The sequence below is a fragment of the Pseudoalteromonas rhizosphaerae genome (assembly GCF_028885455.1).
In the GTDB taxonomy this organism is placed as follows: domain Bacteria; phylum Pseudomonadota; class Gammaproteobacteria; order Enterobacterales; family Alteromonadaceae; genus Pseudoalteromonas; species Pseudoalteromonas rhizosphaerae.
The window spans coordinates 5108760-5129489 of sequence record NZ_CP118496.1 but is presented as its reverse complement, the minus strand read 5'-3'; the positions used below and the strand labels follow the sequence as shown (position 1 = coordinate 5129489).

Sequence of the window (20730 nt, the reverse complement as noted above, 5' to 3'; positions counted from 1 at the left end):
CCAAAAATTTTTGCTTGTTTTTTGTACTGGCTTGAGTTGCAAGGTAAAAATTACAAGACAAAAGCCAGCATTGATCGTTGATACATAAAACTTCCCATATTTATTACCTAGAACCTAGAACCTAGAATCTTTGCTGCTTACAGCTTTTCTCTATGTTATAATTCGCGCAATTTTTTGGTATGAGTTAAACAGTAATGATCTTAGATGACATCCGCATTGTTTTAGTAAACACCTCGCATTCAGGTAACATCGGCTCAGCGGCGCGCGCGATGAAAACCATGGGCTTATCAAAACTGTATTTAGTTGATCCAGCGTGTGAAGTTGATAGCCACGCCAGCGCATTAGCAGCCGGTGCAACTGATGTGCTAGGTAATGCGGTAATAGTTGACACAGTTGCTGAAGCGATTGCAGGTTGTGCTCTAACTATTGGTACTAGCGCCCGTTCACGTACTTTATCGTGGCCGATGGTGGAACCACGTGAGTGTGGTGAGAAGCTAGTTGCTGAAGCTGTTACTGGTCCTGTGGCATTAGTTTTTGGTCGCGAAAACAGCGGCTTAAGTAATGAAGAACTACAACTATGTAACTACCATGTGTGTATTCCTGCTAATCCTGAATACAGCTCGCTTAATTTAGCAATGGCTGTGCAGACCTTGTGTTACGAAACACGTATGGCGTTTTTAAATCAGCAACCAAAAGCCACGCAAGTAGATGATGCTGTGTATCCAAGTTCAAAACAAACCGAGTTATTTTACGAACACTTAGAACAAACCTTACTGGAAACAGGCTTTATTATTAAGCAGCATCCGGGCATGGTAATGACTAAGTTACGTCGTTTATTTAACCGCGCACGCCCAGAAGATGCAGAGCTAAATATTTTGCGCGGTATTTTAACCTCAATAAATAAGTCTACTAAATAAGCGAAAGTTATAAGACTAATACTTGACTAAATTACTCAGGTAATTACAATGAACACAGTACTTGACTAAAACAGTCGGGTATTGAGGTTTAGCTGATAGCTGATAGCTGATAGCTGATAGCTGATAGCTGATAGCTGATAGCTGATAGCTGATAGCTGATAGCTGATAGCTGATAGCTGATAGCTGATAGCTGATAGCCTCTAATATAATACTTGACTATTTTACTCTGGTAATTAAAATTTGCACTCTTTAGTGCGGGGGCTCCATGAAGTTAACATCAAAAGGCAGGTATGCCGTCACAGCGATGCTGGATGTTGCGCTACATACAAATGTAGGGCCAGTTCCCCTTGCCGATATTTCAGAACGACAAGAAATTTCTTTGTCGTATCTAGAGCAGTTATTTGCCCGGTTACGTAAAAGTGGTTTAGTCAGCTCTGTGCGCGGACCTGGTGGTGGTTATTTACTCGGTCGAGAAACGCATGCAATTTCGGTTGGTGATGTGATCAACGCCGTTGATGAATCAATAGACGCAACCCGATGCCATGGTGCAACAGGCGGCTGTCAAAGCGGAATGCGGTGTTTAACTCACACCTTATGGTCTGATCTAAGTACCAGAATAGAAGACTTTTTAAACGGTATTACCCTTGCTGAATTGGTGGAAAAGTCAGATGTGAAGGAAGTTTCATCTCGCCAAGATAACAGCGTTAATAATGCACTCAAGCAATTGGAAAATATTCAAGTAAGCTGCCAACTATAAGTTGGCGTCCAGCGGAGAAAGAAATGAAGTTACCGATTTATTTAGATTACGCAGCAACCACGCCAGTTGACGAGCGTGTAGCAAAAGAAATGATGCAATGCCTGACAATGGATGGCAATTTTGGTAACCCTGCATCACGTTCACACCGTTTTGGTTGGCAAGCTGAAGAAGCGATTGATCAAGCTCGTACTGATATCGCAGATTTAATTAACGCAGACCCACGTGAAATCGTTTTCACTTCGGGTGCGACAGAATCAAACAACCTTGCAATTAAAGGCGCAGCACAGTTTTATAAAAAGAAAGGTAAGCACGTTATTACCGCTAAAACTGAGCATAAAGCAGTGATCGACACCTGTCGTGAGCTAGAGCGTCAAGGGTTTGAAGTAACCTATATGGACGTTGAAGAAAACGGCCTACTTGATTTACAAAAATTAGCCGACACAATGCGCGATGACACAGTATTAGTGAGCATTATGCATGTAAACAACGAGCTAGGTGTAATTCAAGATATCGCGACTATTGGCGAAATGTGTCGCGAACGTAAAATCATGTTCCACGTTGATGCTGCACAAAGTGCCGGTAAAGTTTTAATCGACGTGCAACAGCTTAAAGTTGATTTTATGTCATTCTCAGCGCACAAAGTATATGGCCCGAAAGGTATCGGTGCTTTATATGTTCGCCGTAAGCCTCGTGCTCGCTTAGAAGCTCAAATGCACGGTGGCGGTCATGAACGTGGAATGCGCTCTGGTACACTAGCGACTCACCAGTTAGTTGGTATGGGTGCTGCATTTAGAGTTGCTAAACAAGATTTCGAAAAAGATCATGCTCACATCAGCGCGCTTCGTAAGCGTTTAATTGATGGCATTATGGCTGATATGGATGAAGTGTACTTTAACGGTACACCGGACCAATCAGTACCAGGAATAATTAACATCAGCTTTAACTTTGTTGAAGGTGAGTCGTTATTGATGGCTGTTAAAGATATTGCTGTATCATCAGGTTCTGCCTGTACTTCAGCAAGTTTAGAGCCTTCTTATGTATTACGTGCGCTTGGCCGCAACGATGAATTAGCACACAGCTCAATTCGTTTTAGTATTGGTCGTTTTACCACCGAAGAAGAGATTGATTATACCGTCAATTTAATGAAAAACTCTATCGGTCGCTTACGTGAGATGTCTCCTCTTTGGGAAATGCATCAAGAGGGTGTTGATTTAGATTCAGTTGAATGGGCTCATCATTAATTGACGAGCACATCCACTAGCAGGTAATGAGGATAGAATTATGGCGTATAGTGATAAAGTAATCGATCATGTTGAAAACCCACGTAACGTAGGTGTATTAGACAAAAATGATCCATCAGTAGCAACGGGTATGGTTGGCGCACCAGCATGTGGTGACGTAATGAAGCTGCAAATTAAAGTATCAGCTGCAGGCATAATTGAAGATGCTAAATTCAAAACATACGGTTGTGGTAGCGCAATTGCTTCATCGTCACTTGTAACAGAGTGGGTTAAAGGCAAGACATTAGATGAAGCTGCAATGATCAAAAACACTGATATCAGTGCTGAGCTTGAATTGCCTCCAGTGAAAATTCACTGTTCAATTTTAGCTGAAGATGCAATTCAAGCAGCAATTGCAGATTACAAAAGTAAACAAGCGAAGTAAGAGATAAATCATGGCAGTGACATTGACAGAAGCGGCAGTAAACCGCGTAGAATCATTTTTAGCAAATCGCGGAAAAGGCTTAGGCCTGCGCGTAGGCATTAAAACGACGGGCTGTTCAGGTCTTGCATATGTTCTTGAGTTTGTTGACGAGTTATCTGAAGGCGACGAAGTATTTGAATCTAAAGGGGTTAAAGTAATCGTCGACGCTAAAAGCTTAGTTTATATTGATGGCACCGAGCTTGATTACACTAAAGAAGGTTTGAACGAAGGGTTTAAATTTATTAACCCAAATCAAGCTGATGAGTGTGGTTGTGGCGAAAGTTTCACAGTATAAACAATAAAGTGATTGTACTCTTAAGCCCTGCACCTGTAGGGCTTTGTTCTATCTGAATTTTAAGCCAATAGATTGTTGGCATGGTTGGAATTATGCGCTATTTTGAATTGTTTGCGATACCCGTTGATTACAATGTAGATTTGGCAAAAGTAACTAAGAATTACCTCGAACTCCAGCGTGCTGTTCACCCAGATCGCCATGCCAATGCCAGCAGCCGTGATAAGTTATTAGCCGTACAAAATACCGCAGAAATTAATGATGCCTTACAAATTTTAAAGCATCCGGTAAAACGCGCAGAATACATGCTGAGTGAATTGGGTGTTGATATTCGTGCCGAGCAGCAAACACTACAAGATCCACTCTTTTTAATGCAGCAAATGGAATTACGTGAAGAGCTTGAAGAGCTAAGCACAAGCGATGATCCAGACACAGCGATTGCTCAGTTCGAGAAGCAAATAAAACAACTAGACAGCCAATACAGTGCGCAACTTGCTGAGCAATTGGCAAGTAATGACGAGCAGCAATGGCAGTTAGCTGCTGATAGCATTCGAAAATTAAAGTTCGTGTATAAATTACGAGATGAATTAGAGCGTATTGAAGACAGTTTATTCGACGATTAATTATCTAACTTACTGCACCATTGGTAAGTCAAACAAGAGTTAAAGATCATTATGGCATTATTGCAGATTGCTGAGCCGGGGCAGAGCGCGGCACCACATGAACATAAGTTAGCAATTGGTATTGACCTTGGTACTACCAACTCACTTGTTGCGACAGTACAAAGTGGCGAAGCCCGTACATTAACCGATGTTAATGGCGCAGCCATGTTACCGTCTGTTGTACGTTACGCCGCTGATGGTATAACAGTAGGCGAACTTGCCGCTCAAGCTGCAACACAAGATCCTGTAAATACTTTAATTTCAGTTAAACGTTTTTTAGGTAAAACTCAAGCTGAAATAGAGCAAAGCTACGGCCAATTACCGTATGATTTTTGTCAGCATGATGGTGCATTAGCGATTACCACCGCGGCTGGCAACATCAGCCCAATCACCGCATCAAGCGATATTTTAAAAGCATTAAAGCAACGCGCCGAAGAAAGCTTTGCAGGGCAAGATATTTTAGGGGCCGTGATCACAGTACCTGCTTATTTTGATGATGCACAGCGCCAAAGCACCAAAGATGCTGCAGAGCTTGCTGGTATTAATGTACTGCGTTTATTAAACGAGCCAACTGCAGCCGCGGTTGCTTATGGTTTAGATTCAGGCCAAGAAGGCATTATCGCAGTTTATGATTTAGGCGGCGGTACCTTTGATATTTCAATCTTGCGTTTAAACCAAGGTGTATTTGAAGTACTGGCAACCGGTGGTGATTCAAGCCTAGGTGGTGATGATTTTGACTCATTATTAGTGGATCATTTTAAACGTGAAACCGGTGTGATGACGCTATCTCCATCAGTATTACGCTTATTTATTAATAAAGCTAAAGCTTGTAAAGAAGCACTAAGCCAATATGCTAAAGTGAATGTTGGTCTTGAGTTTGATGATGAAAAATACACGGTTGAAGTCACTCGCGAAAAGTTTGAAGAACTAGCCATGGTGCTGGTGAAAAAAACACTCCGTTCGTGTCGCCGTGCAGTTAAAGATGCTGGTATTACAAACGACGAAGTACTGCAAGTAGTTATGGTCGGCGGTTCAACCCGAATGCCCATCGTACGTAACCAAGTCGCTGAGTTTTTTAATAAAGAGCCGCTTACCTCTATTGATCCGGACCGTGTCGTTGCACTTGGTGCAGCATTACAAGCGGATGTGTTAGTGGGCAACAAGCCTGATTCAGACATGTTGTTACTTGATGTATTACCACTGTCGCTTGGCCTTGAGACTATGGGCGGCTTAGTGGAAAAGATTATTCCGCGTAATACCACTATACCTGTAGCACGAGCACAAGAGTTTACCACTTTTAAAGATGGTCAAACTGCAATGTCTCTGCATGTATTGCAAGGTGAACGAGAGCTAGTTGATGATTGCCGTTCATTGGCTAAATTTAGCTTAAAAGGTATTCCACCAATGGCAGCCGGTGCGGCGCATATTCGTGTGACCTTTAAAGTCGATGCCGATGGCTTACTTAGCGTATCTGCAATGGAAAAATCAACTGGCGTACAAGCTGAAATCCAGGTTAAACCATCGTTTGGTTTGTCAGATGACCAAGTAGCTAATATGCTTAAAGAGTCGATGACTAATGCCAAAGATGATATGCAAGCGCGTATGCTCAAAGAGCAACAAGTTGAAGCATTGCGTGTTATCGAAGCACTTTATGCATCATTAGCAACAGACAGTGCTTTACTTGCTGAACATGAATTAACTAACTTGAACGCTGAAATAGCGAAGCTAGTTACAGTTCGTGAGACAGCTACCGAGCCAAATCAAATAAAAGCAGCCATTGAGAAAGTTGATAACGCCAGCAGTAAATTTGCTGAGTTAAGAATGGATGCATCGATCAAAAAAGCACTGCAAGGGCAGTCAGTAGACAACGTTTAAAAGAGGTTAGAATGCCACAAATTATTTTTCTTCCCCATCCGGAATTATGTCCTGACGGCGCTGCAATTGATGCACCAAGTGGTGAAACAGTTCTTAATGTTGCACTTAAAAACGGTATCAGTATTCCACATGCTTGTGAAAAGTCATGTGCGTGTACCACTTGTCATTTAGTTATTCGTGAAGGTTTTGACTCACTTGATGAAAGTGACGAGCTTGAAGACGACATGCTAGATAAAGCATGGGGTTTAGAGCCTGAATCACGCCTAGGTTGCCAAGCAATAATCCGTGATGAAGACTTAATAGTTGAAATACCGAAGTACAATCTCAATATCGTTAATGAAGAGCATTGATTTAAAGCGCAGCTATAAGTTGTAAGCCTTAAGCTTTAAAGAAAACACCGCGCTCAATTTGAACGCGGTGTTTTTGTTTTAGCTTACAACTTACAGCTTAAGGCTCATAGCTACACACCGGAGGGATTTCTATGTCACATCTTATATTTACTGATTCATTTATTAACGGTGAGTTTTACTCCACTGAAAAACACTTTAGTGTTGATGATCCCGCTACACAGCAAAGCATCATCATGGTAAGTGATATCGATGATGATGGGGTTCATAAAGCCATCAACGCCGCTCACGGCGCATTTATTAAACTCAAAGCCACCAATGCCACAACGCGTAGTAATGTATTAATGCGTTGGTTTGAACTGGTTATGCAACATAAACAAACTCTTGCTGAATTAATGACTAAAGAGCAAGGTAAACCATTAAAAGAAGCCCTTGGTGAAGTTGAATATGGGGCTGGGTTTATTAAGTGGTTCGCAGAGCAAGCCAAACGTAGCTATGGTGATGTGATCCCCGCCACTGATGACAATCATCGTTTAACTAGTTTTAAACAGCCTATTGGCGTGGTTGCAGGCATAACTCCTTGGAATTTCCCAATTGCTATGGTTACCCGTAAAGTTGCACCAGCCTATGCCGCTGGGTGTAGCTTTGTACTAAAACCTTCGGAACATACACCTTTATGTGCTTTAGCATTAGCTTATTTGGCTGACCAAGCCGGTTTTGAAAAAGGCGCTTTTAATGTATTGCTCTCTGAAAACGCTAAAATGGTGGGTGAGTTACTAACTGAATCTGAACTTGTTCGTAAGTTCACTTTTACCGGTTCAACGGGCGTAGGTAAGCAATTACTTGCACAATGTGCCCCTACTATTAAGCGTACTTCAATGGAACTTGGTGGTAACGCGCCGTTTATTATTTTTGATAATGCCGATTTGGATGAAGCGGTAACGGGACTTATGGGGGCAAAATTTAGAAATGGCGGGCAAACTTGCGTCGCGGCCAACCGTATTTTTGTACAGCGCAGCGTGCTTGATCAAGTTGTCGATAAATTAGCTAAAAAAGTTACAGCACTGAAAGTCGGTAATGGGCTTGATGACGCAACAGATATAGGGCCGTTGATTTATCCTAAAGCGAAGCAAAAAGTACAAGAGTTGGTTGCAGATGCCAAAGCAAAAGGTGCGGTACAAATAGGTGATAATGTTGAGCTTGGTGGTAACTATCAAGCACCGCTTATTTTAAATGGGGTAACTGCGGAGATGGACATTTACCATCAAGAAGTTTTTGGCCCGGTGGTGAGTATCATTGTATTTGATGAAGAGCCTGAAGTTTTAGCACTGGCCAACGATGTGCCTTATGGTTTAGCTGCTTATTTTTATAGCCAAGATTTGAAACAAATATACCGAGTGAGCGAAGCGTTAGAGTACGGCATGGTAGGTATTAACGAAGGGTTAATATCAAACCCCGTCGCACCGTTCGGTGGGGTTAAGCAGTCAGGTCTTGGTCGCGAAGGTGGCCACCAAGGGCTCGACGAGTACCTCGAAGAAAAATATGTGTGTATGAAAATTTAGCTTTAGAGCGGTAAGCTATAAGTTTTGAGCTGTCCGAGTGCTTTTTAAGTGTTGACATAATAATTTGCAACGCTCAAATTTTTGGCTTACCGCTTACCGCTTACCGCTTACCGCTTACCGCTTACCGCTTACCGCTTACCGCTTACCGCTTACCGCTTACCGCTTACCGCTTACCGCTTACCGCTTACCGCTTACCGCTTACCGCTTACCGCTTACCGCTTACCGCTTACCGCTTATTCCCTATTTTTTCAATTAATGATAGCGCTGTCATTTTATCTTTTATATGATGGTGGTGAATAAATAATAATAAATAACAGATTACGTGGGGGGAAATGCGTAGTCTTAGGGTATACAACGAGGAGAGAGCAATGGATTTTAAAAAGCGAACTTTAGCGAGTTTGATCGCGATAATGCCATTAATGGCACAGGCGCAGTTTTCGCAAACTGATGTGAATAACTTTGCCAAAGAGACCACTCTGACATTTGCTGTGGTAGATAACTTTCATAATAAAGACGCTGGTTTTTTAGGAACTATTACACTAAACAACCAATCTGATGTTGCACTTCCTGCAGGTGAAAGTGACTGGCAGTTGTATATTCACTCAGTTCGTAAGATCAGTACTGAGCTAGTTGCGGGTTTAAATATTGAACACGTAAATGGTGATTTACATCGCATTACCCCAACTAAAAACTTTACAGGTTTAGCTTCAGGTAAAAGCTTAGTACTTGAGTTTGACGCTCAAGTTTGGGTGGTTGCTTATTCTGATTTTATGCCACGTGCTTTTTTTGTCTCTGGTGATAATAAACCGGCTATTTTTGCAAATACTGACAGCGAAGATATAACCCAGTTTGTTGCACCGTTCGAGCGTGAAAATCAACTGCGTCGTTATAACGAGCCAAAAGATTTAACGGTATTAGTCACCCCAAAAGTGCGTTTTGAGCGTAATCAACAAACGACAAGTCAAGTATCGCAACAAGACGCATTAAAGCGGATCATTCCAAAGCCACAAAAAGTAGAGTTTAATCGCGGTACTGCAACACTTGATAGCAGCTGGCAGATCACTTTCCAAGGTCAGTTAAAGAACGAAGTCATGGTGTTTATGCAAGATTTGCAAGATGACTATGGCCTGACCTTAAAAGCCCAGCCAGATCACATCAAACTAGCAAAAGAAAAACTGATCAGCTTAAAAGTAAATCCACAGTTGGCCGGTGGTAAATCAGAAAGTTACACTCTTGAAATAGATGACGATCGTATTGAAATTGTTGGGAGTGATAATGCCGGTGTCTTCTATGCCATGCAGAGCTTACTTAATCTACTCCCGGCAAATAGCCAAGGTACTGTAGACATTCCACAACTTGAGATTGAAGACAGCCCTCGTTATACCTGGCGTGGCATGCACTATGATAATGGCCGCAATTACCACGGCAAAGACGCTATGTTCAAATTGGTTGAGCAAATGGCGCGTTATAAAATGAATAAACTACATTGGCACTTTTCAGAAGATGAAGGTTGGCGCTTAGAAATTCCAGGATTACCAGAGCTAACTGATATTGGTGGTTATCGCTGTTTTGACCTTGAAGAAAAAGAATGTCTGTTAACACAGCTAGGAACCGGGCCATTTAAATCGGGCTCAGGTAATGGTTACTTAACCCGTAGCGAGTTTATTGAATTACTAACATTTGCTAAAGACCGCCATATTCAAATCATTCCTGAAATTGAAGGGCCGGGGCATGCTCGAGCATCAATCAAAGCAATGGAAGCGCGTTATCATAAGCTTGCTGATGAAGCTCAAAAAACAGCTAAAAATAACCTTATTAATAAAAAGAATGCAGGAAAAGAAACGCAGCAAGTCGATATTAGTGCAGCGACACAATATTTATTGAGCGATCCAAAAGACACCTCGGTATATATGACGGTGCAAAACTACAAAGATAACTCGATGAACGTATGCATGGATTCAACCTATGCTTTTTTAGATAAGGTTACCTACGAATTACAACAAATGTACCGCGAAGCCGGTGTGCAATTGACTAACTTACACTTTGGTGGCGATGAAGTGGGTGCCGGTTCATGGGTTGGCTCGCCAATATGCCAAGCAATGTTTGCCGACCCCAATAATGGGGTTGCCGGTGCCGCAGATCTAAAACCTTACTTTACACAACGTGTGGCCAAGTTACTTGAAAAGCGCGGTATTTCGCCAGGTGCATGGGAAGATGGTTTAATGTATGACCGCACTAACCCGTTTAAGCGCGATGAATTTCCAAATAAAACCTTTACAGCAAACGTCTGGGACAATATTTGGGAGTGGGGTGTTGCAGACAGAGCTTACCGCCTTGCCAATGCAGGTTATCAAGTTATATTATCGCATGGTACACACTTATACTTTGACCATCCTTATGAAGCTCACCCAGAAGAACGTGGATATTATTGGGCAACTCGCTATACCGATACTAAAAAAGCATTTAATTATATGCCAGACGATGTGTATGCCAATGCCGATTACACCCGAACACGGGAGCCGATAGATAACCTTGAAGCTCTAGTTGGTCGTCCACTACCAAAATTAGAAAAGCCAGAAAACATCTTAGGTATGCAAGGACAAGTTTGGTCTGAAACTATTCGAACCGAAGATCAAGTATTGGCAATGATATTCCCGCGAATTCTGTCTGTTGCTGAGCGTGCATGGCATAAAGCACCATGGGAAGGCGAGCAGGTTGATCGTAAAAGCCAAGAAAAAGACTGGGCGCAATTTTCTGCTGCAGTTGGTTTGAAAGAGCTTACAAAGTTGGCAAATGCAGGTGTAACTTTGAATTTACCTGTACCTGGAGGTGTGATCAACAATGGTAAGCTTGAGATTAATACGCCATTTGCATATTTAAATACCGAGTATAGTTTAGATAATGGCGCGAGTTGGCAGCAATATACAGCTCCGATCAGTGTTTCTGAACAGCAGTCTGTGGCATTACGTAGTAGCTTAAATAGTAAACTGAAGAGCAGAATTACTCATATAAATTAATATATTAGTAACTAATTACGTTTTGAAAGGGCCATAAAGGCCCTTTTTTGTGCCGTTGTAAAATAAATTGTTACTAGTAATATGGCTGTAATTAACGTAAAGTTTTATGGCAGCGCTGTCATTTTTGTTTCGACATTGTAATTTAAATGTCGCCAAAGTGTTATAAAGTACAGCAACGCTAATCGTCGATTTAAGTTTTTTTGAACTTAATTGCAATAAATAATTACAACGATAGCTCGCAACAAGAAGAAGTTTTATGGAAGCCACTGTGTCAAAAATAAACAAACAAAGTAACTTTATACCCATGGCCATTGTTGCCACTTTATTCTTCATCCTAGGTTTTGCAACCTGGTTGAACGGTTCACTAATGCCATACTTAAAACAAGTATTACAGCTTAGTCCATTTCAAGCGTCACTGATTTTATTCTCGTTTTATATAGCTGTTACTTTTACTGCAGTGCCATCGGCAATGATCATTCGTAAAGTTGGTTATAAAAATGGTATGGCACTCGGTATGGCAACCATGATGGTGGCAGGTTTGTTATTTATTCCAGCTGCAAAAACTCAAGTGTTTGCTTTGTTTTTATTTGCGCAGTTGGTTATGGGGGCTGGTCAAACCTTGTTACAAACAGCAGTAAATCCGTATGTTGTTAGGATTGGGCCTGAAGAGTCAGCTGCTGCACGTGTTAGTATCATGGGGATATTAAATAAAGGCGCAGGCGTGATTGCGCCAATCGTTTTTACAGCATTAATTTTAAGTGATTTTACTGGCCTCGTTGGTAAAGATTTATCACAAGCTGAAATTGATTCAATGGCGAATAGTTTAATTTACCCTTATTTAGGGTTAGCGCTATTTATTGGTGCACTGGCATTTGCCGTGACAAAGATGCCATTACCAGAGCTTGTTGATGATGAGGAGCAAGGTGCTAAAGGGCAAGTAAAAGAGGCGCTTTCCCATCCAAGTCTTGCACTAGGTGTGCTTGCTTTGTTCGTTTATGTAGCCGTGGAGGTGATTGCAGGCGATACCATTGGTACTTTTGCGTTATCGCTAGGTGTTGAAAAATATAGTGTCATGACCTCTTATACGATGGCTTGTATGGTGCTGGGTTATATCTTAGGTATTGCACTTATACCACGTGTTATTTCGCAGCAAACTGCATTGAGTTTGTCTGCTATTTTAGGCTGCGTACTAACCCTTGCCGTGGTATTTAGCGATACTAGTTCAGTGGTTGTCGCAACAGCGCTTGGTTTAGAGGTACAATTACCAGATACACTATTGATGATAGCTGTGTTAGGATTTGCGAATGCTATTGTATGGCCTGCGGTATGGCCGTTAGCGTTGTCTGGGTTAGGTAAATTAACCAGTGTTGGTTCTGGTCTGCTTGTAATGGGTATCGCCGGTGGTGCGTTTGGACCACTATTTTGGGGTCTAGCAAGCGGTGGTGTGGATTCTGCCGAGGCTCAGCAGGGCGCTTATATCGTAATGTTACCTTGTTATTTATTCATCCTTTTCTATGCTGTTAAAGGGCACAAGATGAAAAGCTGGAAATAGATAACTTCGTAGGTGCTAGGAAAAGTTTGACAAGAATCGAGCTATTACAAACCTTGTAGCACCTAGAACCTTATTTTTGAAAAGAATTTCTATAATGTAGAAATAATCCCGTGTGTAATGCCACCGAAAGGTGGCATTTTTTTGTCTGCAAGAAAGCAGTTTGCGAGCTGGCGAGAGTAAAGTTAGCGAGGGTACGCTAATCGGCGCTAAAGCGCTCTCTTACGGGATGGTGCATGTGTGTATATTTCTTGTAGGAACAGGCTTCAGCCGTGATTGTGTTTAAGCTGAGGTTATATACAACAGCTAATCGGCGCTAAAGCGCTCTCCTATAGGAACAGGCTTCAGCCGTGATTATGTTTAGGCTTAGGTTATATGCAACAACCAATCGGCGCTAAAGCGCTCTCCTACGAGGTCATGTGTGTATTGTATGTTCCTTGTAGGAATAGGCTTCAGCCGTGATTGTGCTTAGGCTTAGGTTATATGCTACAGCTAATTGGCGCTAAAGCGCTCACCTACGAGTAATGCATGTGTATGTTTCTTGTAGGAACCGGATTCAGCCATTATTTTTGGCTTGTGCTTAATATGAATTAATAAATAGGATTTAATTTAAAGAAATGTATTTGATATTGAAATTAAGAAGAGAAAATATGGGGCGATTGACGGGGCTTGAACCCGCGACAACCGGAATCACAATCCGGGGCTCTACCAACTGAGCTACAACCGCCACAACACACCTTGTTTGGTGTGGCGCGGATAATACATAAAATAATAAATCTTGTGAAGGGTTAAGAGCAAAAAAAATGAAAAAAATTTAGAATTGAATATTTTTGTTCATAAAATGGCCTTGTGATGAGTTTTTAAATCACTTTTTTATCTGATAGGGCTAAATAAAATTAATCCTAAAGAATTTCTTTTAAAGATAAATAGATTAATTAATGAAATAATAAATTGAAATCAGATATAATTTAACCAGCAAATTGCTTAATACTGAATATCAGGAGTGATAATGGATACAATACTTAACTGGATAAACGAAAACTCAGGTTTGATTTTGCATTATGGCATTCAAGCTGTAATCGCATTGGTGATCTTTCTATTGGGTGGTCGTGTTGCAAAATTTTGCTCTAACCTAACTGAAAAAGCATTCGACAAAAAGAAAGTAGACAAGGCTGTAGGTTCTTTCGTATCAAGCATTGTTTATGCCATCGTATTTATGGCGACAATCTTAATGGCGTTGTCACAAATTGGCATAGAGACCACTTCATTTATAGCTATTTTAGGTGCTGCAGGCTTAGCTGTTGGCTTAGCACTTCAAGGTTCACTATCTAACTTCGCATCTGGCGTACTTATTATTTTACTCCGCCCATTTAAATCAGGTGACTATGTTGAAGCTGGCGGTAAAGCTGGAACAGTTAAAAAAATCGAGATCTTCTCTACAGAATTTCGTACTCCAGATAACAAAGTAATCATCATGCCTAACTCGGCAATTATGTCTAGCCCAATTGTTAACTTCTCTCGTGAGAGTACTCGTCGTATCGATTTAGTCATTGGTGTAGGCTACGATGCTGATTTACGTAAAGCAAAACAAGTACTTAAATCAGTGTTAGATAAAGAGTCTCGTATTTTAAAAGATCCAGCATACACAGTCGCAGTATCTGAGCTTGCAGATTCGAGTGTAAACTTTGTTGTGCGCCCGTGGGTTAACTCTGGCGATTACTGGCCAACATATTTCGATTTGATGGAAAATATCAAAATCTCATTAGATGAAGCTGATATTACTATTCCATTTCCACAAATGGATGTTCACTTTCACAAGCAAGATTAATCAACCAAACAAGTAGCAAAGGTTATTTTTTAATGAAATTAAAGCTTTTATCAATTTTAGTTGCAGCATCTGCTGCAACTAACGCATTCGCTGAAGATACTAAAACATGGGAAGTTACCAGTGAGCTAGGTGCAATTATTACCAGCGGTAATACAGAAACAACCACACTTAAAGGCGGCATCAAGGCGTTACATAACTTAGAAAGCTGGAACAACGAGTATAAAATTAACGGTCTTTATAAAGAAGACGACGTTGAGAATGATGCTGGTATAAAAGAAACGCAACGTACTAACGAAAAATACTCGTTATCAGTACAAGGTAACTATAAGTTAAATGAAGAGCATGCGCATTTATATGTCTATGGTTCACACGTTTCTGATTACTTTGGTGCTTATCGCAGCGAGTCGGTTATTTCAGCGGGTTATGGTCAACGTTTATTAGACCGCTCTGACATGTGGTTAAATGCTGAAATTGGTCCTGGTTATAAGTACTTTCAGTACCCTGATACGAGTACCGAAGTTGATGAAAATGGTAACTCTTTAGCGGGTGAGCGTGAAGGTGAGGTTATCGCTCTAGGTAAGCTTGATTATAATTGGCAAATTTCTGATAACGCAAAGCTTACTCAGTTAGTTTCAGTCGAATACGGTGATACCAACACTAAAACACGCTCAGAAACAGCGCTTTTAGCTAAAATCAACGGTTCATTACAAATGAAGGTTGCTTATAACATTACTAACAACTCAGTTGTTGCTGACGACAAAGAAAGCACAGACACAGAAACGTCGCTGACATTGGTTTACAGTTTTTAACAATTTAGCCTCGTTTAGTGACATTTAACTGTAATAAAGGGACGTAAGTCCCTTTTTTATTTGTTTGTAAATAATGTAGAATAGCCAATCTTTTGGCCGTTGTTCTAGGAAAAACCTACTTGTGATGCTTTTTAAACGATTTTTAATATTTTTTTTACTGCTAACGACTGCGTCTGCATTTGCTTTCACTCCTACTGCATCGCAAATTGAACAATTTAAAAAGCTACCGAAAGCGCAGCAAGAAGCACTTGCTATGCAATATGGTGTTGATCTAACAAGTATCACTGGTAATCAATCATCACCTAGCGCAGCAGCAGAAGAACAACAAACTGTTTATCCGCGTCAAGAACAAGAAGAGCCTGTTTTAACAGACGAAGAACGCTTTGATCCACAAAGAGGTGAAATCAAGCCTTTTGGTTACGAGTTATTCTCTGGTGAGCCTACGACCTTCATGCCAAGTGAAAATGCGGCTGTACCAGAAACATATTTAATTGGCCGCGGTGATCAATTAAAAATTAACTTTTATGGTAAAGAAAGTGAAAGCTACGAAGTTGTAGTGGATCGTGAAGGCCGAATTAATATACCTAACTTAAGCCCTGTCACCGTTGCTGGGCTTACATTTGGTGAAATAAAAGAACTTATTAAAGCTAAAGTTGAACAAGAAATTATAGGCGTAAAAGCGTTTGTATCTTTAGGTCAATTGCGCAGTATGCGTATTTTAGTGTTAGGTGAAGCATATAAGCCGGGTAGTTATAGCGTATCGTCGTTGACCACAGTGTCGCATGCTCTTTTTATTAGTGGTGGTGTATCAGACATTGCATCCTTACGTAATATTCAAGTAAAACGTGCTGGTAAAGTCATTGCAAACTTTGATCTGTATGAATTACTAATTAAAGGTGATAGTAGAAACGATATCACTTTAAAATCAGGCGATGTGGTTTTTGTTCCACCCGTAGGGGCCCAAGTTACTGTTGAAGGGCTGGTTAAACGTCCTGCAATATTTGAAATAAAAAATAATGAAACTGCCCAAGATATATTGAAAATGGCCGGTGGCTTAAAGGCAGAAGCGTATGCACAAAAAGCAATTATCGAGCGCTTTAATAATTACAATGCGAAAGAAATTTTATCAGTCGATTTTAGTGTTAACGATATCAACTATATTCCGCAAGATGGCGACAGAATCCGTTTTAATCCGGTAAGTTTACAGATTCAAAACTCAATTACCGTTATTGGTGCAGTAGCTCGCCCAGGAAGTTATCAATGGCATCAAGGTAAGCGTATTTCCGATGTATTTACGTCTGTTCGTGGTGATTTGTTACCACAAGCTGACCTTAGTTATGCTTTGTTAGTGCGTGAAATCAATATTGCAGGCGATATTGAGGTGTATCAATTTGATATTGCGCAAGCGATTGTAAAAGCAGCTGAACACGATTTAGAGTTGCAAGCAAATGACAAGTTATTAGTTTTTAGCCGCTTTGAAGCAAAAGAAGCTGAAGAGTTAGCGCTAACAAATATGGCACTGACCGAAAAGCAGCAGCAACAACAAATCAAAGTTGAGCAGTGGCATAAGTATCAAAAGAAAGAATTCGAAAAATACATAGGGGTTATTCAAAGTGAAGATCCTTTCAAAAAGCCTGATGATGGCGCCAATTTAACTATTGCTCAATTGGCCAAGCAAAGAAAAGCGGCTGAAGAGGCTGCTGAGCTTGCGCCTGAAGATTATTCAATCTTTAGTCGCTACAACATATTAAAACCAATCAAAGCTAAATTAAAACAGCAAGCTTCAGTAACTCAAGCCATGCAGTTAATTGAAATAAATGGTCACGTTGCTTACCCAGGTGTATATCCATTAACAGTAGGCGCTGAAGTTAACGAACTAATTATAGCCGCAGGTGGGTTACTTGAATCTGCTTATACAGAGCAAGCTGAAATTACCCGGTTATTAGCTGGTGATGCTTCTAAAGTCGAGCACATAAAGTTTAATTTACATAAAGCTATGCTAGGGGAACTTGGTGATAACCGAAAACTGCGAAGTAAAGATAGTTTAAATGTATTCTCAATCCCTAACTGGCAAGAAAATGTAAAAGTTGAGTTAAAAGGTGAAGTTAAATTCCCTGGAACTTATACAATTCGTCGTGGTGAAACATTGACTAACCTACTAGAGCGCGCAGGTGGGTTCTCAGAGTTTGCTGAAGAAAAGGCTGCGATTTTCACACGCGAGTCGATTCGTAAACAAGAGCAGCAGCAATTAACTAAGTTATCAGAAGAGTTACGTCGTGATCTTGCACAAAAAAGCTTTGAGAAAGGCGCCAGAACGTTATCGTACGATGAGATGAACAAGTTACTTATCGATTTAGCAGATATAGAAGCGGTAGGGCGACTCGTTATTGATCTTCCTTTAATCGTTGAAGATAAACAAAAGCTGGTTCTGCAAGATGGCGATACCTTATATGTGCCAAGTAAGCGAGACTCTATCAGTGTAATAGGCGAAGTAAACTATGCCACATCTCACTTATTTAAACCGGGTATTTCATATAATGATTACATCGCCCTTAGTGGTGGTTTAAAAGAGCGCGCTGATGATGAGCGTATCTATATTATCAAAGCCAACGGCTCAGTGAAAATTCCAAATTCAGGAAGTTGGTTTGCTGTCAATGATTCACAAATGCTAGAGGCTGGTGACACAATCGTAGTTCCACTCAATTCTGGTTATATGGATAACCTGACACTGTGGAGCACAGCCACACAAATCATTTATCAACTTGGTGTAGCAGTTGCTGCAATTAGCAGTATTTAGCTTAGGAAGATGAATATATAATGACGACATTTTATTATATTAGTGTTTTGTTAGTTGGAATCATAACATCAGGATTTTTAGTGTTTTTATTTCACAAATTGGCAGAACCTCTAGGTTTAATTGACACTCCTTGTGAGCGAAAAGCACATAATGGAAATATCCCTGTTGTTGGCGGTATGGTCGTTTATTTATCATCAGCTATTATGATGTTATATTTTCTAGAAAACTCGGTTAGCCGGAATTTGCTTTTAATCGCCACTGCTATTATTGTTTTCATAGGTGTGCTAGATGATAAGTATGACTTGACTGTGCGCTCTCGTTTAATTGGACAAAGCTTAGTTTCATTAATTTTGATAGCAGGTCTAGAAAAACACTTTTTTCATTTAGGTGATTTGTTTTCACTTGGCTTTCATATTGAGTTGCATTCATTTGGGATTCCTTTTACTGTTTTGGCTGTTTTGGCAGTTATTAATGCTTTTAATATGATAGATGGGATAGATGGTTTATTGGGGCTAGTTTCTACAATTTTCTTCATTGCACTTGGCTTACAAGCTATCCAGATTGGGAATGATTTCATACTTATCACATGTCTAGTTTTTGTTGCATGCTTAATTCCCTTCCTTATGGCTAACTTGGGTTTTAAACCAGTAGGGAATAAAAAAATATTTATGGGGGATGCCGGTTCCATGTTTATGGGGCTGTCCATTGTTTGGTTAACTGTAGAGTCCACTCAAGGTACTCAACCTATTGTGAGGCCTGTGACAGTTTTGTTCTTCGTGGCCTTACCTATTATAGATATGGTAGCGATTATAATTCGTCGCTTGAAGAAGCGTAAATCCCCTTTTGTGGCAGATCGGGATCATATTCATCATATTTTCATGAGAGGGGGTTTGACACCAAAACTAACGTTGTTAATTTTGGTTTCTTTTTCGCTTTTGAGTGCTGCATTTGGTTTGATTTTAGAATTCATAAATGCACCTGATATTATGATTTTGCTTGCTTTTGGCTCTTTATGCTTAGCCTATAGCATAATGGTTCTTCATTCATGGAAGTTTTGTAAATGGCTGCGAGCACGGATTCCACAGCCATCGAAATAAACTTGGTTAGAGTAGAGTGACCATTTTTTAAATAGAGGAGTACTAATGAATTTAGGTTCACATGAAACTGGAGACAGCTTTTTTCTCGATAAGCTAATTAGGTACATATTATCAAAATTTTTGCTGCTGGCTATCTCTGCCATTTTAGGTTTTGGTGGAGCTGCTTACTTTGCTTTTCAACAGCCTAATATATATAGAGCTGTTGCTTTACTTGCCCCCTCTGACGCAGATAAAGGATCCTCAGGGCTTTCAGGACTGTCTGGACAACTTGGCGGGTTAGCAAGTATAGCTGGCATAAATTTAGGCACTGGAAATCAATTAGATAAAACAGAATTGGCCATAGCAATTCTTGAATCTAAACAATTTGTCAACGAATTTATCCAAAAAAGAAATATTTTACCAGATCTAATGGCTGCAGAAAGTTGGGATCTCGAAACTAACCAAGTCAGCTATAACTCTGATATATATAATCATGTTTCAGACCGGTGGTTAAGAGTTGTTGATAAACCTTTTCAAGCAACACCCTCAACTCAAGAGGCATATGAAGTATTTAAGAATATTGTTGCGATAAAAGAAGGTTTGGTCGTTGGAACGTTTATCCTAAGTGTTGAACATCTGTCTCCATATATTGCGAAGAATTGGGTTGAGTGGCTTGTAGAAGATATTAATGAAAATATCAAAAGAAGAGATTTGTTGGAAGCAAATAGGAGCATTAAGTACTTAAATGAGCAGCTTAATCAAACTCAAATTACAGAAATACGCGGGGTTCTTTATGGACTAATTGAAGAGCAAGCTAAAACAATAATGCTTGCACAGGTTCGTGAAGAGTATGTGTTTCAAACTATAGATCCTGCTTTAGTACCTGAGGTTAAATACAAACCAAGGAGAGCATTAATTTGTATATTAGGTATGATAATAGGGCTTGTTTTTATGGTGCTATTTTTAATTATTAGGTTTAATTTAAAAAAGTGAAAAAATAAGTTTCCATTGTTGATGCCTCTAGTAATAAACCTTCACAATAAAGATACTGAAGATTTCGACGCGACGTTTATTAAAGTTATCAAAATTAGATATAATAGAGCTTTGGTATGTCGACTTTCTTTTAGCCGCGGGGTTCTCTAAAAAATATGATGTATCGGGTTTTGATATCAATATCACTCTAGGTGAAGAGCAGCAAGCTGCATAAGGACTATATTTTTTAATTTAATGCATCAGTACTAGCGGCTCAATACTAGCACCGAAAAGATAAAATCGATGTACGAATTTACTCAGGATTTGGGTATGGTGAATTTATAATAGGATTAGAAGTGCAGGAACCTGAACAACTGCTTTCTGGGTGTTTTGGTGCTAAGCATATAATTATAAGTGCGAATGACACTTGCACTTATATTGTTTAATGTGAAGGAAAGTAAAGCGGATTCTTCATTTAATATGTGCTTAGTTATACAGTCTGAGGCAATTGCTGTTGAGCTATTAGGTTTGTTAGCTGATTGCTAAGTTCTGACAAAGAAATCGTA

At 40.2% G+C, this 20730-nt stretch carries 17 protein-coding genes and 1 tRNA gene; 17 read left to right on the top strand and 1 reads right to left on the bottom strand.

The features are described 5' to 3' along the window. The first annotated feature begins 194 nt into the window (after positions 1-194). The 12 genes from trmJ (at position 195) to nagP (ending at position 12685) form a co-directional block, all read left to right on the top strand. Entirely contained in the window at positions 195-917 is a 723-nt protein-coding gene (gene trmJ / locus PVK79_RS22395; protein WP_182735783.1) for a tRNA (cytosine(32)/uridine(32)-2'-O)-methyltransferase TrmJ, read from the top strand. Between the two features lie 265 nt (positions 918-1182). After that, positions 1183-1674 (top strand): Fe-S cluster assembly transcriptional regulator IscR, encoded by a 492-nt coding sequence (iscR, locus tag PVK79_RS22390; protein WP_145236527.1) that lies wholly within the window; start codon positions 1183-1185, stop codon positions 1672-1674. Between the two features lie 23 nt (positions 1675-1697). Continuing rightward, positions 1698-2915 carry an IscS subfamily cysteine desulfurase gene (locus PVK79_RS22385; RefSeq protein WP_145236530.1) on the top strand — a complete coding sequence of 406 codons (1218 nt, stop codon included), beginning with the start codon at positions 1698-1700 and terminating at the stop codon, positions 2913-2915. Between the two features lie 40 nt (positions 2916-2955). Next, positions 2956-3339: a Fe-S cluster assembly scaffold IscU gene (gene iscU / locus PVK79_RS22380; protein WP_145236533.1), complete on the top strand. Its 384-nt coding sequence runs from the start codon at positions 2956-2958 to the stop codon at positions 3337-3339. Positions 3340-3349: 10 nt separating this feature from the next. Beyond that, the gene (iscA, locus tag PVK79_RS22375; RefSeq protein ID WP_145236536.1) at positions 3350-3673 is read left to right on the top strand and encodes an iron-sulfur cluster assembly protein IscA; all 324 of its coding nucleotides are present in this window, start codon (positions 3350-3352) and stop codon (positions 3671-3673) included. 92 nt (positions 3674-3765) lie between these two features. Next, the gene (gene hscB / locus PVK79_RS22370; RefSeq protein WP_149980539.1) at positions 3766-4293 is read left to right on the top strand and encodes a co-chaperone HscB; all 528 of its coding nucleotides are present in this window, start codon (positions 3766-3768) and stop codon (positions 4291-4293) included. A 51-nt stretch (positions 4294-4344) separates the two neighbouring features. Continuing rightward, positions 4345-6207, top strand: a complete 1863-nt coding sequence (gene hscA / locus PVK79_RS22365) for a Fe-S protein assembly chaperone HscA (protein WP_145236544.1) — start codon at positions 4345-4347, stop codon at positions 6205-6207. A gap of 11 nt (positions 6208-6218) precedes the next feature. After that, positions 6219-6557: an ISC system 2Fe-2S type ferredoxin gene (gene fdx / locus PVK79_RS22360; protein ID WP_145236547.1), complete on the top strand. Its 339-nt coding sequence runs from the start codon at positions 6219-6221 to the stop codon at positions 6555-6557. Positions 6558-6688: 131 nt separating this feature from the next. Further along, positions 6689-8116: an NAD-dependent succinate-semialdehyde dehydrogenase gene (locus tag PVK79_RS22355; RefSeq protein ID WP_182735782.1), complete on the top strand. Its 1428-nt coding sequence runs from the start codon at positions 6689-6691 to the stop codon at positions 8114-8116. Positions 8117-8197: 81 nt separating this feature from the next. Then, positions 8198-8416, top strand: coding sequence for a hypothetical protein (locus PVK79_RS22350; RefSeq protein WP_274803986.1), 219 nt, complete (start codon positions 8198-8200; stop codon positions 8414-8416). Between the two features lie 68 nt (positions 8417-8484). Next, on the top strand, positions 8485-11133 hold the full coding sequence (locus PVK79_RS22345; RefSeq protein WP_257324854.1) for a family 20 glycosylhydrolase: 2649 nt from the start codon (positions 8485-8487) through the stop codon (positions 11131-11133). A gap of 256 nt (positions 11134-11389) precedes the next feature. Then, the gene (gene nagP, locus PVK79_RS22340) at positions 11390-12685 is read left to right on the top strand and encodes an N-acetylglucosamine MFS transporter NagP (protein ID WP_145236559.1); all 1296 of its coding nucleotides are present in this window, start codon (positions 11390-11392) and stop codon (positions 12683-12685) included. 648 nt (positions 12686-13333) lie between these two features. On the opposite strand, the gene PVK79_RS22335 is transcribed toward nagP, so the two are convergent. Beyond that, positions 13334-13409, bottom strand: a tRNA-His gene (locus PVK79_RS22335). 282 nt (positions 13410-13691) lie between these two features. Between PVK79_RS22335 and PVK79_RS22330 the strand changes: the two genes are divergently transcribed. The 5 genes from PVK79_RS22330 to PVK79_RS22310 all read left to right on the top strand — a co-directional run bounded on the left by PVK79_RS22330 (position 13692) and on the right by PVK79_RS22310 (position 20185). Next, positions 13692-14510, top strand: a complete 819-nt coding sequence (locus PVK79_RS22330) for a mechanosensitive ion channel family protein (protein ID WP_182735661.1) — start codon at positions 13692-13694, stop codon at positions 14508-14510. 32 nt (positions 14511-14542) lie between these two features. Next, positions 14543-15319, top strand: coding sequence for a DUF481 domain-containing protein (locus tag PVK79_RS22325; protein WP_145236566.1), 777 nt, complete (start codon positions 14543-14545; stop codon positions 15317-15319). 121 nt (positions 15320-15440) lie between these two features. Continuing rightward, the gene (locus tag PVK79_RS22320; RefSeq protein ID WP_257324849.1) at positions 15441-18116 is read left to right on the top strand and encodes an SLBB domain-containing protein; all 2676 of its coding nucleotides are present in this window, start codon (positions 15441-15443) and stop codon (positions 18114-18116) included. A gap of 20 nt (positions 18117-18136) precedes the next feature. Beyond that, positions 18137-19213 carry an undecaprenyl-phosphate alpha-N-acetylglucosaminyl 1-phosphate transferase gene (locus PVK79_RS22315; RefSeq protein ID WP_257324848.1) on the top strand — a complete coding sequence of 359 codons (1077 nt, stop codon included), beginning with the start codon at positions 18137-18139 and terminating at the stop codon, positions 19211-19213. A gap of 45 nt (positions 19214-19258) precedes the next feature. Further along, complete coding sequence (locus tag PVK79_RS22310; RefSeq protein ID WP_257324846.1) at positions 19259-20185, top strand: Wzz/FepE/Etk N-terminal domain-containing protein; 927 nt, start codon at positions 19259-19261, stop codon at positions 20183-20185. Positions 20186-20730 lie beyond the last annotated feature (545 nt).

What these genes read in the sequence shown, in the direction of transcription:
- trmJ (WP_182735783.1), top strand. Translation starts at nt 195, where the DNA reads ATGATCTTAGATGACATCCGCATTGTTTTAGTAAACACCTCGCATTCA.
- iscR (WP_145236527.1), top strand. Translation starts at nt 1,183, where the DNA reads ATGAAGTTAACATCAAAAGGCAGGTATGCCGTCACAGCGATGCTGGAT.
- PVK79_RS22385 (WP_145236530.1), top strand. Translation starts at nt 1,698, where the DNA reads ATGAAGTTACCGATTTATTTAGATTACGCAGCAACCACGCCAGTTGAC.
- iscU (WP_145236533.1), top strand. Translation starts at nt 2,956, where the DNA reads ATGGCGTATAGTGATAAAGTAATCGATCATGTTGAAAACCCACGTAAC.
- iscA (WP_145236536.1), top strand. Translation starts at nt 3,350, where the DNA reads ATGGCAGTGACATTGACAGAAGCGGCAGTAAACCGCGTAGAATCATTT.
- hscB (WP_149980539.1), top strand. Translation starts at nt 3,766, where the DNA reads ATGCGCTATTTTGAATTGTTTGCGATACCCGTTGATTACAATGTAGAT.
- hscA (WP_145236544.1), top strand. Translation starts at nt 4,345, where the DNA reads ATGGCATTATTGCAGATTGCTGAGCCGGGGCAGAGCGCGGCACCACAT.
- fdx (WP_145236547.1), top strand. Translation starts at nt 6,219, where the DNA reads ATGCCACAAATTATTTTTCTTCCCCATCCGGAATTATGTCCTGACGGC.
- PVK79_RS22355 (WP_182735782.1), top strand. Translation starts at nt 6,689, where the DNA reads ATGTCACATCTTATATTTACTGATTCATTTATTAACGGTGAGTTTTAC.
- PVK79_RS22345 (WP_257324854.1), top strand. Translation starts at nt 8,485, where the DNA reads ATGGATTTTAAAAAGCGAACTTTAGCGAGTTTGATCGCGATAATGCCA.
- nagP (WP_145236559.1), top strand. Translation starts at nt 11,390, where the DNA reads ATGGAAGCCACTGTGTCAAAAATAAACAAACAAAGTAACTTTATACCC.
- PVK79_RS22330 (WP_182735661.1), top strand. Translation starts at nt 13,692, where the DNA reads ATGGATACAATACTTAACTGGATAAACGAAAACTCAGGTTTGATTTTG.
- PVK79_RS22325 (WP_145236566.1), top strand. Translation starts at nt 14,543, where the DNA reads ATGAAATTAAAGCTTTTATCAATTTTAGTTGCAGCATCTGCTGCAACT.
- PVK79_RS22315 (WP_257324848.1), top strand. Translation starts at nt 18,137, where the DNA reads ATGACGACATTTTATTATATTAGTGTTTTGTTAGTTGGAATCATAACA.
- PVK79_RS22310 (WP_257324846.1), top strand. Translation starts at nt 19,259, where the DNA reads ATGAATTTAGGTTCACATGAAACTGGAGACAGCTTTTTTCTCGATAAG.